This is a genomic window from Chryseobacterium ureilyticum (assembly GCF_900156735.1).
GTDB lineage: Bacteria > Bacteroidota > Bacteroidia > Flavobacteriales > Weeksellaceae > Chryseobacterium > Chryseobacterium ureilyticum.
Genome location: NZ_FTOL01000008.1, coordinates 85,767 through 100,022, shown reverse-complemented (window position 1 = coordinate 100,022; position 14,256 = coordinate 85,767). Strand labels below are relative to the sequence as shown.

Annotated in this window: 14 protein-coding genes; 10 read left to right on the top strand and 4 right to left on the bottom strand. The window is 34.5% G+C overall.

Going from position 1 to position 14,256, the window contains the following annotated elements:
• On the bottom strand, nt 1-1,689 hold the full coding sequence (locus tag BW983_RS18845) for a DUF8202 domain-containing protein (RefSeq protein ID WP_139329316.1): 1,689 nt from the start codon (nt 1,687-1,689) through the stop codon (nt 1-3).
• Between the two features lie 620 nt (nt 1,690-2,309).
• Here BW983_RS18845 and BW983_RS18840 point away from each other — a divergent pair.
• From BW983_RS18840 to BW983_RS18820, 5 genes are all read left to right on the top strand, one after another.
• A complete protein-coding gene (locus BW983_RS18840; protein WP_076553415.1) occupies nt 2,310-4,898 on the top strand; it encodes an FtsK/SpoIIIE family DNA translocase in 2,589 nt (862 codons plus the stop codon).
• Between the two features lie 96 nt (nt 4,899-4,994).
• The gene (locus BW983_RS18835) at nt 4,995-5,456 is read left to right on the top strand and encodes a hypothetical protein (RefSeq protein ID WP_076553414.1); all 462 of its coding nucleotides are present in this window, start codon (nt 4,995-4,997) and stop codon (nt 5,454-5,456) included.
• A gap of 28 nt (nt 5,457-5,484) precedes the next feature.
• Nucleotides 5,485-5,967, top strand: coding sequence for a hypothetical protein (locus BW983_RS18830; protein ID WP_076553413.1), 483 nt, complete (start codon nt 5,485-5,487; stop codon nt 5,965-5,967).
• Nucleotides 5,968-6,074: 107 nt separating this feature from the next.
• The gene (locus BW983_RS18825) at nt 6,075-6,722 is read left to right on the top strand and encodes an outer membrane lipoprotein periplasmic chaperone LolA1 (protein ID WP_076553412.1); all 648 of its coding nucleotides are present in this window, start codon (nt 6,075-6,077) and stop codon (nt 6,720-6,722) included.
• 108 nt (nt 6,723-6,830) lie between these two features.
• Nucleotides 6,831-8,288, top strand: coding sequence for an LptF/LptG family permease (locus BW983_RS18820; protein ID WP_076553411.1), 1,458 nt, complete (start codon nt 6,831-6,833; stop codon nt 8,286-8,288).
• A 63-nt stretch (nt 8,289-8,351) separates the two neighbouring features.
• On the opposite strand, the gene BW983_RS18815 is transcribed toward BW983_RS18820, so the two are convergent.
• The 3 genes from BW983_RS18815 to pyrH all read right to left on the bottom strand — a co-directional run bounded on the left by BW983_RS18815 (nt 8,352) and on the right by pyrH (nt 11,006).
• Nucleotides 8,352-9,413, bottom strand: coding sequence for a 3-oxoacyl-ACP synthase III family protein (locus BW983_RS18815; RefSeq protein WP_076553410.1), 1,062 nt, complete (start codon nt 9,411-9,413; stop codon nt 8,352-8,354).
• A 193-nt stretch (nt 9,414-9,606) separates the two neighbouring features.
• Nucleotides 9,607-10,161, bottom strand: coding sequence for a ribosome recycling factor (frr, locus tag BW983_RS18810; protein WP_076553409.1), 555 nt, complete (start codon nt 10,159-10,161; stop codon nt 9,607-9,609).
• A gap of 137 nt (nt 10,162-10,298) precedes the next feature.
• Complete coding sequence (gene pyrH / locus BW983_RS18805) at nt 10,299-11,006, bottom strand: UMP kinase (RefSeq protein WP_068943145.1); 708 nt, start codon at nt 11,004-11,006, stop codon at nt 10,299-10,301.
• A gap of 167 nt (nt 11,007-11,173) precedes the next feature.
• Between pyrH and porQ the strand changes: the two genes are divergently transcribed.
• The 5 genes from porQ to BW983_RS18780 all read left to right on the top strand — a co-directional run bounded on the left by porQ (nt 11,174) and on the right by BW983_RS18780 (nt 14,251).
• Nucleotides 11,174-12,166, top strand: coding sequence for a type IX secretion system protein PorQ (gene porQ / locus BW983_RS18800; protein WP_076553408.1), 993 nt, complete (start codon nt 11,174-11,176; stop codon nt 12,164-12,166).
• A gap of 73 nt (nt 12,167-12,239) precedes the next feature.
• Entirely contained in the window at nt 12,240-12,914 is a 675-nt protein-coding gene (cmk, locus tag BW983_RS18795) for a (d)CMP kinase (protein ID WP_076553407.1), read from the top strand.
• Between the two features lie 96 nt (nt 12,915-13,010).
• Nucleotides 13,011-13,364: a YtxH domain-containing protein gene (locus BW983_RS18790; protein ID WP_076553406.1), complete on the top strand. Its 354-nt coding sequence runs from the start codon at nt 13,011-13,013 to the stop codon at nt 13,362-13,364.
• 76 nt (nt 13,365-13,440) lie between these two features.
• A complete protein-coding gene (locus BW983_RS18785; protein WP_065394594.1) occupies nt 13,441-13,761 on the top strand; it encodes a phage holin family protein in 321 nt (106 codons plus the stop codon).
• Complete coding sequence (locus BW983_RS18780; protein WP_076553405.1) at nt 13,754-14,251, top strand: phosphoribosyl-ATP pyrophosphatase; 498 nt, start codon at nt 13,754-13,756, stop codon at nt 14,249-14,251. Before BW983_RS18785 ends, BW983_RS18780 begins: the two co-directional genes overlap by 8 nt.
• Nucleotides 14,252-14,256: the final 5 nt, after the last annotated feature.

Below are 14,256 nucleotides of genomic sequence, written 5' to 3'. Positions count from 1 at the left end.
TTATTCATTGCAAGATCTTACAATGCAGTTCCATGAAGTTCCATTATAGAGTTTGATGCAATTATCGGCAGTATCAAAAATCAACATTCCTTCTACAGGAACCGCTATATTGGCTGTTGTAGTTCTGGTGATGACAAAGCCTTTATTGGTAGATTCAAGAGCAATAAATCCGTTCGGAATGATAGCGGGCCAGTTTGCCTGAAATCCTGTATGACCTGTAATCCCAAATTTTGTCGCACTGTTTGGGGTTCCTATAGCCGGATCTTTTGTACAATAAGCTTGAAGATTGGTTCCGAAGGTAATATATTTATTAGAAGGAAATGTATAATTGAACACGGCTTTACCATTTACAAAACTTGTTGCAGAAATCATCTGTATATTTTGAGTAAATGCGGAATCGTCCGCTACCATCATAAATATTTTATCCGTAGGTAATATTTCGGTATATCCTGAAAGATCGGCTTGCAACCATAATGAAGCTGTATCATTTGTTTTCTGAGCGAACCAGATACGTTGAATAATCTTTCCTGAAGTAGTTCCAAAATTCACCAAAGGAATTGCCTGCTCATTATTATCTCCCATTACCAGAAAGGTTTTATCCTGAGCAAAAGGAGTTCTGCCAGCATCAGCATTAGGTGAAATGAAATTATTAGTTGTAGCCAGTGTAAGCATAATATTATTTTCATCATTAATACTATTGCTTACTTTTTGGTTTAAAACCGACATATCATCTCTTGCTATTCCAAAGATGTTATTATTAAAAGTAGTATTCAGACTGGAGTTCCATGTAGTAATCTGATCTGAATTCAGGTAGTTTTGCGGTTGTTGTAAAGTAATTCCATACTTAATTGCCAGATAAGAATTCACTCGCTGCCGTTCCACAGGAGTCTGTGTTTCCGAATATAGAATAAACTCTCCTATTCTGTCTCCAGCCAGAGAAGTAGAACCCGATCCACCGTCATTATCCATCAAAAGAACCATTCCCGGATAATTATTAAGGGAAGACACATTATTCGAAGGACCGCCATAAACAAGACCATTATTATCAAAAAAATATTTCACATCAGTACCCACTATAGAGTTATAATATGACTGAATACTGGGAACATTACTTTCTACGCTATTAATGACATCCGTCCCAAAAAAAACATCCCCAAATTCTTTTTCATTATAAAATTCAGGGCGATTTGTTCTCGTTCCAAAAAAAGGAGATTGCCATACCCCTGCAATATCAGTAGGATTAGAGCTCTGAGCAGTTCCGTTCATCACAAAAACAGTTCTATAGGTAGCGGATGCTGTTCTGGTAAGATGAGTGTATGAGGTAAGTGACTTTGTAACATTATCAGGAAAACCTGAAGGAAATTTATATCCAGATCTATATCCGTTCGTACTTACGATTTCTATAGCAGGATTAAAATTAAAACTGGGAATGGATGTTGCAGAACGATAAACAGGTTTTGCACCGACTCCTGGATCGGCGTAGTAACCCGGCATCCCCTGGTTGGCAATTCCGTTTATCCCACCAGTTTTTTGATTCTCCCATATCGAGACCTGTATATTGTCTGTTGAAGTACCTGTACCCGCATCAGCTTTTACCCATATCTGCAGATTATTGGAAACACCACCCGGAGATTGTGCCCATAGTGTACAATTACCCAACAAGAACACAAAGAATAATTGCTTTCTCATTGATGTATTTTTAATGTTTGTAGTCTGCTTCAAATTGACAAATCCAGATAATGAAAAGCCAATCATGAAGAAAAGTGGAATATGGAAATTGATTAAAAAAGTAAAATGTATAAAGTTCTTTCCATATGATGTACAATATCAGCCAAAACGGTAGAATAGTATAACAAAAAACGATATTCATTCTATATGAATTACAAAGATATAATATATTTATTAAATTTAATCACTAGAATACATTCAATAGCATTAATATTTTTCACATATTATATGAAAAACCAACTTAATTATCAACAATAAATAAATTCAAATTTTATAGTATCAACCTCAATACCTAATAAAGTTATTTTCTTTCTTTTTTATATATTTTAAACTAAAAAATATTCATCTTCCTGAACTTTACATTAAAAAAAAATAAAAGCCAATTAATATAATTTAACAGCACGGTATTTGGATAAACAAAAAAAATAACCTTATTTTTATTTCAGCCAATATTATAACACAAAATATTTTTAATCACTATTAAATAATTGCAGTAAAAAGCGGCGATTACAAAATGTTTTTTGAAGAAAAAAGATTCTTTTTGGTATCGAAAAAACATTAAATTTGCCACATTGATATTTATGGATAAAAAGACACAAAAAAAAACGACTGAATCACCTGAAAAAGGTAGAATTTTATCTAAGCCACGCATATTTTTCGGGCTTACTTTAATACTTTTCTCTGCTGTACTTGCCTTATCTTTTATTTCCTATTTAATGAATTGGAAAGCTGATCAAAGCCAGGCAGGAACTATGCTGGATAAGACTATCAAATCCTCAAACATTTTCGGTAAAGCCGGAGACTGGTTTGGGAATATCTTCATATTCGAAAGCATTGGTATAGCCTCATTTATTATTGCATTTCTGTTTTTAGTAGTAGGAACTCTGGTTCTTAAGAAGAAAACCTTCAAACCATGGAAAACAATTGGACATTCCCTGTTTTTCATTTGCTGGCTTCCTATTTTCATGGGCGCTCTTACAAAAGGACAAGGTGTACTTGGAGGAGTTTACGGATATCAAATCATGGATTACCTTAATGCTATTATTGGAACAGCAGGTTTATGGACGGTATTAGCAGCAAGTATCCTTTTATATTTCATTCTTGAATTTAACCTTCGCCCAAGCTCTATCAAGGCAAAATTGAATAAAATCAATGAAAACACTATTGGAAAAGTAAAATCTATGATGCCGGATTCTGATGAAGATTTCGAAGCTGATGAAGAATTAAAAGAAGAAGCAGAAGAAACGGAAACAGAGGATGAAACTATTCCTAATGTTACCGTAAGTGAAGTTACCAACACCCCTTCCAATACTACAATTAATAAAGTTAAAGAACCTGAAGCTGTAAATATCCCAAAAGGATTCCCTGAAGTACAGCCATCAAGCAATATAGAAACAATTACAACGCCTAATCATACATCTTTTGATGATGAGCCCAAAGAAGTTTCTCAGCCTGTAAGCCTTAATCTTTCAACAAAACCAATTGTTCCGGTTTCTACTCCTGAAGAAGCATTCGACATTAGACCTTCCACTCCGGCTCCCATAGCTCCGGCAACATCCGTGAAGGAAGAAATCAAATTTAATGTGGAAGTAGCTCCGATAATTGACATTTTAGATGATTCTGACAGAAAGTCTCAGGAATTGATTGAAAAACATGGTTTATATGATCATAAATTAGACCTTGCCAATTTCCAGATGCCACCTGTTGAGCTTCTTAAAGATTACGGTAGTGAAGAAATTTCTATTAACAAGGAAGAATTAGAAGAAAATAAAAACAAAATCGTTGGACTACTAAAGAATTTCAACGTAGGAATTGCAGAGATCAAAGCAACTATTGGTCCTACAGTTACTTTATACGAAATTGTTCCGGAAGCAGGAATCAGAGTGGCTGCCATCAAAAAATTACAGGATGACATTGCATTGAACCTTTCGGCTTTAGGAATCAGAATTATTGCTCCAATGCCAGGGAAAGGAACCATCGGTATTGAAGTTCCGAGAAAAAATCCTACCATGGTTTCTATGCGTTCTGTGATTGCTTCTCAGAAATTCCAGAATACGGATATGGATCTTCCGGTAGTTTTCGGAAAAACAATTTCCAATGAAATCTTCATGGCAGACCTTTCAAAAATGCCTCACTTACTGATGGCAGGGGCTACAGGACAAGGTAAATCTGTAGGTATTAATGCCATCCTTACTTCCCTACTCTATAAGAAACACCCAAGCGAATTGAAATTCGTAATGGTAGATCCTAAAAAAGTAGAACTTTCTTTATATTCAAAAATTGAAAGACATTATTTAGCGAAACTGCCAGATGCGGAAGAAGCAATCATCACAGATACCAACAAAGTAATCAATACGCTGAACTCATTGTGTATTGAGATGGACACCAGATATGACCTTCTTAAAAATGCATTCTGTAAAAACCTGAAAGAATACAATAAAAAATTTACAGAAAGAAAATTAAATCCGGAAAACGGACACCGTTTCCTTCCTTATATTGTATTGGTGGTAGACGAGTTTGCCGATTTGATCATGACAGCAGGAAAAGAAGTAGAGTTACCAATTGCCAGATTGGCACAGCTTGCAAGAGCCGTAGGAATTCACCTTATTGTTGCTACACAGAGACCTTCAGTAAACGTAATTACAGGTATGATTAAAGCCAACTTCCCTGCAAGAGCAGCCTTTAGAGTAATCTCAAGTGTAGACTCAAGAACAATTCTTGATTCTCCAGGAGCAGATCAGCTAATTGGTAAAGGAGACATGCTTTATTTCAACGGAAATGAAATATTAAGACTTCAGTGTGCATTCGTAGATACTCCGGAAGTGGAAAGACTTGCAGAATTCATCGGAGAGCAAAAAGGATATTCTTCAGCTTTCATCCTACCGGAATATGTTTCTGAAGATGCCAACAGTTCTTCTGTAGGTGCTTTTGATCCTAATGAAAAGGATGCGTTATTTGAAGACGCTGCAAGAATTATTGTTTCTACACAACAGGGATCTACTTCAATGCTTCAGAGACAGTTGAAATTAGGATACAACAGAGCTGGAAGAATCATGGATCAGCTGGAAGCAAGTGGTATTGTGGGAGGATTTAATGGTGCTAAAGCAAGAGAGGTACTGATCAGTGACCTGCATTCTTTGGAACAGTTTCTTGAAGATTTAAGAAGCTAATCTGGCTTAAAAAATTATTAATATAAAAAAATCTCGGGCATATTTCTTCAAATATGCCCGAGTAATATAAATCATCTTCAATTCTAAAAAATAATCATGAAAATTTCAATACGACAAACCATTAAACTGGGACTTTTTGCATGTATACTTACATTATCTTCATGTGCCTTAAGATCCGTTCCTAGCGACTATACTTCAGTAAAACTAGATGTTATTGACAATAATACTTTAGGAAATGGGAAAGTGCTTATTTATAATGGTGCCGGAGTTCTTCATAAGATGGACAATACAGCAAGATTAAATATTGGGCTTGACGGTAAATCTTTGGGACAAATAAGACCAAGAGAATATGTAATTGTTAATTTAGAAAATGGAAAGCATGAGCTTTCGGCTCTTCATATAGATATGGTGAATATGAGAAGTAAACATCCGGTTGAAATTAATGAGCATACTAAAGTTATTAAAATTGAGCCTACCATCACTTCTAATAAACTAACCATAACTAATATTCTTCCAGAGAACTTTGATAAGTATATTGAAAGACCGGAAATAAGATAATTCATAAAAAAAAAACATAAAAACTTACATGAGAAAATTATTATTGGGGTTATTCCTCACTTCAGTTACTGTTTGCCTCTCAGCTCAGAGTTCCTCTTCGAAAAGTATTAATAAGGACTATTATAAAGATAAAACACTAATTTTCAATTATAATACCTCAAGTGTTGAAAATTTTAATGTAGAAGGTCCTCATGCAGGAATGTTTATTCAACCTGATGTAAAAAAAACATTTGAAGAAGCAGTTTCTGAAATGGCAAAAGAAACCAAAATCAATTTAATTAATAGTGTTGATTCAGGTTCAGATCATATAGATTCAAAAATACTGGATATTACATGGCAGTTTCAACTTTTTAGTGCAGAGCTAACCACAAAAGTAAATTTTAATGTCAATAACCAGAATTATATGAGTACCGGAAGTTTTAAAAACATGGGTGGAGGCTCTGAAAGAAAAAATCTCAAGAAAGCTTTAAAAAATTCAATTTATAATTTTTTAATTGAGTATCAAAAATAAGGTTTTTTTTGGAACAGTTTTTGGAAGAACAGCATTAATAAAGGGAAAAGTTCTATTGCTTTAACCTTGAAAGTTTAAAATTATCTAAAGATTATTAAATAAGAAAAATGAAAAATATTATTTCAAAAGTTATATTAGGAAGTTTTGTTGTAGGGGCAATAGGAATGACAAGTGCGCAGAAGATAGATGCAAAAGCGAAAAAAATATTGGATGATATTACCGCTAACTACAAATCCAAAAAGAATTCCTACTTCAAATTTTCTTTTGGAAGCGGGCTGAACGGACAGGTAAACAAGACAGAACCTGGTATTTATTACACTGCAGGAGAAAAGTATAAACTAAAGATCATGGATACGGAACAGATCTTTGACGGTAGTAAAATATACAACATTAACGCTGATGATATGGAGGTGACTGTTGCAAAACCAAATGGAAGCACCACCATGTTCTCCCCTATCAACTATCTTTCCACTTACAGAAACGAGTATAACGTAACTTATAATGGTAAGAAAACTGTAAATGGTGTAAATGCTGATTTCATTAAATTGACTCCGGTAAAAGCAAACGGAATACAGTATGTTTATATTTTTGTGGATTCTGCGAAGAAAAAAATGGTAAAGCTTGAGCAGCATGGAAGTAATAAAGATGTTGCCGTAATTGCTATTAAAGAATACAAAGAAAACCAGGACTTAGATCCTAATATGTTTGTTTTTGATAAAAATAAGTTTAAAAACTACGTAATTACTGAACTTTAAAAGCTGTAAATCAAAAAGGTAAATCTGCCTTTCTATGATTTCGCTTCAGAATAAAAATAACAAAATATAAAAGCCGCAAGTTTGCGGCTTTTTGATTAATTTTGGCGCATGTTAAAAATACTAGACCGATATATCATAAAAACCTTCTTTGGACCGTTTTTCTTTATATTCAGCGTATTGTTTTTCATTTTTATTGTAAACATTATCTGGGTTCAAATGGGGCAGTTTATGGGAAAAGGATTGAGCTATTGGCAAATCCTTAAACTTCTTTTTTACCTTGGGGTAAATGTTATCAGTATGGTTCTCCCGCTTACGATCCTTTTGGCGAGCATTATGTCATTCGGAGAATTCGGAGAACGTTATGAACTCGCAGCAATGAAAGCAGCGGGTATTCCTTTGACCAGAGTAATGACTCCTTTATTAGGAATTGCTACAGCACTTGCTATCATGTTGTTTTTCTTCTCCAATAATATCATCCCGGACTTTCAGAAAAAGGCAAAGAACATGCTATTCAACATTGCCCAGACGAAGCCGGCAATTAACTTTACTCCAGGACAGTTCATCGACCAGATTCCAGGATATATGGTAAAGTTTGATAAAATTTATGGAGAAAACGGTGAAAATATTGAAGGAGTATTTGTTCACAGAAAAGCCAGCATCTATGAAAATCAGCGAACTGTTGTAGCTGAAAAAGGAAAATTCGTACCTGCTGCCAACAAGAACTTTCTTAAGCTTGTTTTACATAATGGTTATGTATTTGAAGATGCTATTGAAGGTAAAGGTGATAATGTAAGACAAAAACAACCTGACCAGTCTATTAAATTTGATACTTTGGTAAATCACTTTGACATCAGTGAAATCATTAATAAAGCCATCGAAAAGGAACAGATTACGGATGACTTCCGTTTTGAAACCTATAATCAGCTAAATAAAACGATTGACAGAAGTAAAAAAGAAAACGAGCTCTTTTTTAAAAATGTTGGAAACGAAGTTTTAAGTCAAACAAGTTCTACCATTCCTTATATGGATACACCTAACAAGCCTAAGGTAGCAGCAAAACAGCAGATAAAACTGGATACTGTAAAAGGTGAAAAAAAACTGGAACTTATTTACAATTCTTACAACAGGCTGGAGACTATGAAAAGTACGTTGGAATCTAAAAAGAATGAGTTCAGTTCTAATGTAAAGTATTTCAGTAAAGTTGTTATTCACCAGCAGAGAATGATATCCTATTCTGTAACCTGTATTATTTTCTTCCTGATCGGAGCAAGCTTAGGTTCCATCATCAGAAAAGGAGGAATGGGGCTTCCGGTAATTATAGCAATCGTTATTTTCATCATCTTCTATGTAATGAATGTAGCAGTAGAAAACATGTCATGGAGCGGAAAAATGAACCCTTATCTGGCAGCATGGGCACCTAACTTCATTCTCTTCCCTTTTGGAATATGGATGACGTATAAAGCGCTTACAGACTCACAATTGTTTGATGCAGAAAAGTACAAAACACTATTCAAACCTATTACAAAAAGATTCTCAAAAAGTAAGGAACATAAGAGATATCAATAATTACACAATAAAGAAAGCCTCCAAATTTGGAGGCTTTTTATTTTTATTTAAATTGAATAATGACTAGAATTTATAAACAAAAGCATTGATATTCATCCCGGCACCTACAGAAGCAAACAGAACGATATCACCCTTATCAATTTTATGATGTTCCAATTCACCTTTTAAAATCATGGCTAATAAAGTAGGAATAGTGGCAACACTGCTGTTACCAAGCTTATGAATTACCATAGGCATAATATTCTCAGGAACCGGAGTATTATACAGCTGATAAAACCTATTGACAATCGCTTCGTCCATTTTTTCGTTTGCCTGATGAATGATGATTTTATTCAATTCACCGATAGAATAGCCGCTATTATCCAAACATTTTTTCATAGCTACGGGAACATTAAGTAAAGCAAACTCATAGATCTTTCTTCCATCCATTTTAATGTATCGGGTATCCGGACATCTTTCATTATTATAGGATTTTCCAAAATATAAATAATCTTTTTCTTCGAATGTATAGGAAGCAGATAAATGAGATTTTATGCCGGATCCATCATCAGTATTTACTTCCAGAACAGCCGCTCCAGCTCCATCCGCATAGATCATACTATCTCTGTCATGAATATCCACAACACGCGAAAGTGTTTCTGCACCTACGACCAAACAACGCTTAGCAATACCGGATTTGATAAATGCATTCGCCTGTATTACCCCTTCAATCCAGCCGGGACATCCAAATAAGACATCGTATGCCACACAAAAATTATTACGTATTCCCAATAAGTGCTTTACTCTTGCCGCAAGACTGGGAACTGTATCTGACTGAACCGTCCCAAAGCGAACATCACCAAAATTGTGAGCAAATATAATATAGTCCAGCGTTTCAGGATCTATGCCTGCATTTTCTATTGCTGCCTGAGCTGCAATGAGTCCCAAATCTGAAGTAACCTGTGTATTCTGAGCATATCTTCTCTCTTCAATACCTGTTATTTTTTTTAACTTTTCTGTAATAGAAGCATTATTTTCTTTTAATAGAACCCCTTCTTCATTAAGGAAAATATGTTGATCAAAAAATAAATTTGTTATCGTTTCTGACGGGATGTAGTTCCCTACACCAATAATTTTAGTTATCATTATTATGCTTTTCTCCTGTTCTTAAATTCCGCAGGAATAATTGATAAATATAACGATAATACACATCAATATATTATAACAAACAGACTTAATACGGTAAATTTTTAAACAATTTCTCAAATTTATCTTTTATACAAAAAAAAGAGGAGTCCAAAATAGGAATCCTCTTTAAAATATTTTCAAAAACTGAAAATTATACTTTCATAATTTCAGCCTCTTTTGTCTTAAGATGCTCATCACAAAGCTTTACATACTTATCTGTATAAGTCTGGATTTCGTCTTCCACACCCTTTACGATATCTTCAGAAACTCCGTCAAGTTTTTTAAGCTCTTTCAAACCATCTTGTCTCGCGTTTCTTACTACGATTTTAGTTTGTTCAGTTTCGCTTTTAGCTTGTTTTGCTAAATCTCTTCTTCTTTCCTCTGTTAAAGGTGGTACATTAAGAATAATGTTTTCACCATTATTAGAAGGTGCAAAACCTAAGTTTGAGTTGATGATCGCTTTTTCAATAGCATTAATCGCTGTTCTGTCCCAAGGTTGAATAGAGATGGTCATTGCATCTGGAATAGAAACGTTCGCAACCTGATTAATAGGAGTCATCGCTCCGTAGTATTCAACCATTACATCCTGAACCATTGATGTAGAGGCACGCCCTGCTCTGATTCTTTGAAATGCATGATCAAGGTGCTTTACAGCTGCGTCCATGTCCTGTTTTACAGATTCTAATATTAAATCTAATTCTTCCATTATTATAGTATAGTTTGATAAATTACACATTAGTTATAAATGATGATTGATAAACAATAAATGATGAGTAATCAATAATAAGCAACAAGTAGTATTAAACTCTTTTCAGCCATTATATTCTACTTATCATCGATGATCTATAAATCAACTAGAGTACCTACATTTTCTCCTTCTACGATTTTCACTAAATTCCCGTCTTTATTCATATCGAATACAATAATCGGTAATTTATTCTCGTGGCTCAAAGTAAATGCGGTCATATCCATTACCTTAAGGTTTTTCTCAAATACTTCATCGAAAGATAACGAATTGTATTTTACTGCATCAGCATTCTTTTCCGGATCACTGTCATAGATTCCGTCTACTCTTGTTCCTTTAAGGATCACATCTGCCCCGATTTCGATTGCTCTAAGTGTAGCAGCCGTATCTGTAGTAAAATAAGGGTTTCCTGTACCCGCTCCGAAGATCACTACTCTACCTTTTTCAAGATGTCTTACCGCTCTTCTTTTGATAAATGGCTCAGCCACCTTATCCATTTCGATTGCAGACTGAAGTCTTGTTTTGATCCCTGCATCTTCCAATGCTCCTTGCAACGCCATACCATTGATTACAGTTGCTAACATTCCCATGTAATCTCCCTGCACTCTGTCCATACCTTTTGCAGCACCAGCAACACCACGGAAAATATTTCCTCCTCCAATGACGATCGCTACTTCACAGCCTTTTTCAACTACTTTCTTGATCTCAGCAGCATATTCCTGCAGTCTTTCGTTGTCAATACCGTATTGTCTGTTCCCCATTAAGGCCTCACCGCTTAGTTTCAGAAGGATTCTTTTATATTTCATCTTTTATTTTTAATAACTTTTTAATAGAGTTGGATTCTCAAAAATTTGATTTTGCAAATATAATCATTAAAAATATTGATATGAGAAAAATATTTAATTACAAATAATGTCAGAAATATTTTGAAAAGTACGAAAAAGGATTATTTTTGCATTAATTATAAATTGAGTTGAAGAAAATTATCATTTTTTCATTATTTCTATCAGGAATTGTTTCTTATGCGCAAACAGGAACAAATGTGTATCCGTTCTTAAATGTACCTGTATCTGCAAGACAGGCTGCTTTGGGTGGAGATGCAATTTCGATAAGAGATTATGATGTTTCCTTTGCTATTGCAAACCCAGCCCTGTTAAATAAAGATTCAGACAAACAGCTTTCTGTAAATGCTACTGCTTATCTTGCCGATTCCAAATACGGAACCATTGCGTATGCCAAAGACTTTGATAATGGTCACATGGCAACAATCAATGCCAGGTATATGAGCTATGGAAGTATTCCTAGAACAGATGAAAGCGGTTTTCAGGATGGAGAGTTTAAAGCATCAGATGTTGCTATTGGTGCCGGATATGCCTATCAGTTTGAAGAAGACTGGACGATTGGTGGAGGATTAAACTTCGTTACCTCAAAAATAGATAACTATACATCTTCCGCAATCTCAGGAACTGCGGGGATCACTTACCATAATAAAAAGAATAAAGAAGTTCTTTCCCTTGTATTAAGAAACTTTGGCTTTCAGTTGAAATCGTTCAACGGAACCCGTGAAAATCTTCCTTTCAGAGTTGATGTGGGATATACCAAAATTTTAAAGAACTTCCCTCTTGCTATTACCATTACTGCGCATGACCTTCAGCAATTCAATATTTCCTCAGAATATAATACGGAAGGACAAAAAGTAAATGCAGGAAGAAAAATTGCAGACCACTTCTCTTTAGGAGCAGAATTATTCCCCGAAAAAAACTTTAATATCAGATTAGGATATAACGTAAAAAGAGGAAATGATATGGCTGTAGCAGATCAAAGAAACTTTTCAGGACTTTCCGGAGGATTTGGAATTAAGGTCTCAAGATTCCGTATAGATTATGCTCACATAAGATATCACAACTCTTCGAATGTCAACCAGATAGGAGTTTCTATGGATCTTTCGAGTCACAGAGGAGAATAAGTAAAATCTTAAATCCCTCTTAAAATTTCTTATTATTCCTTGATTTTCTAAAAAAAATCTTGAAATTTGCAGTATGAAAAAACCTGTAATAGCTATCGATGGGTACTCGTCTACCGGAAAAAGTTCTATCTCTAAAATCATTGCTGATAAGTTAGGACTTATTCATATGGATACAGGAGCGCTTTACAGAGGAGCTACCTGGTATGCCTTACAGCACTGTTTGAATAATGACGGCGAGATTGATTTGAATACCCTGTTCTCATCTTTTGATCAGATTCATCTTGAATTTAAAAATAATAACGGAACTTTAGTTCTTTATCTTAATAGTACTGATATTTCAAAAGAAATTCGCACCAATGCAGTTTCCGAGAATGTAAGTCTTGTTGCCAAGCAAAAGGAAGTGAGAGACTTTTTATTACAGTCTCAGCGCTCTTTGGCAGAAAAAGGAGGTGTCATTATGGACGGACGTGACATTGGGACAGTAGTTCTGCCAAATGCGGACTATAAATTCTTCCTTACAGCAAGTATTGATGAAAGAACGAATAGAAGATTCCTGGAATTAAAAGGTCTGGGAATAGAAGCAGACAAAGAACAGGTAAAACAAAACCTTATTGAAAGAGATAAGGTCGACAGTGAGCGTGAAATAGCCCCTTTAAAAAAAGCTGACGACGCTACTGTTATTGATAATTCTAACCTGACCAAAGAAGAAACTATAGAACTTATTCTTTCTTACATCGAAAAGATTTAACAATTTTTAATAGGCATACAGCCTCCTTTGGTATACAAATTGTAAGTTTTATTAGTGTAAAAAACTAATCTATTATTAACTATTAAAAAACTTAAAATGTCTAAAAACGGAAAAAATACAGCAGGTATATTGGCGGGACTTCTTGCAGGTGCTGCAGCAGGTGTAATCTTAGGAATGTTATATGCACCTGAAGAAGGAAAAGAAACTAGAAAAAAAATCAAGAATAAAGCTAACGATCTTAAAGATCAAGCGAAAAACAAATACGGAGAAGTTTCTGAAAAAGTAAAAGACCAATATGGCAATATTTCTTCTACTTTTAAAGAAACGGCTAACAACGTAGCACATACTATGAAAGACGGGTATGACAAATACAAAGATCAGATTGTTTCTAAAACTGCAGATGTAGTAAAAGATGTAGAGGCAGAACTGAACGATCTAAAAAATAAGTAATTTATCTTTTTTAAGTAAATTACAGAAAGGAACTTTTGTGCGAAAGTTCCTTTTTTTGTAACTTTAAAAAAAAACAATGATAGAAACTATTAAAGAATACGCATCAAAGAGAATAGATCTTCTGAAAATTGAAGCTACTGAAAAGTCGTCTCTTTCTGCCGGGCTCATTACCTACTTTGTAGTACTGCTTGTTGCTTTTGCTTTTTTTATTATCCTTTTCAATTTTGGAATCGCTTTCCTTATTGGTAAAGCCCTGGATAATTATTCCTACGGGTTCTTAATTGTTGCTGCATTTTATGCTTTAGTAATGGCTTTTGTCATTGCCTTCAAGCATAAGATTGTAAATACTGTTGCAGACCAGGTTATTAAATTTTTAAATCATTCAAGCCATGAGTAGAAGATATGAAAGCATAGAAGAATTAAGAAGAAAGAAAAAACTGCTTCAGGGAGAAATAAACGATCTGGAAAACCTTCTTACTTTTAAAAATACAAAAGAGAGCTTAAGTGCTTTTACCAATGGTTTAAGTGATCAGTATCTTCAGGAAAAAGTAGATGAAGACGGTGATGAAAAAGTTGTTCTGAGAAAAGATGTCATTGCCAAACAGCTTACCTCTGAGGTAAAAGATCTTCTTATCAGTAAAAATACAGCTGTGGGATTTGCAAGTTCTGCATTTAAAGGAAATATTACAGACAGCCTGGTAAAACTGGGAGTTACAGCCATCGTTGGAAATTATGCCAAGAAGAATATGAAAAGTTCTAATTGGAAAAATAAACTTGTAGGGGCAGCGCTGATCTACCTCGCTCCTATTGCACTGAAATATGTCAGAAAAAAGCTGGAAGTATACCAGAAGAATAAAAGTGTCTCCAGTATGGAGCAATTGATATAAGTAAT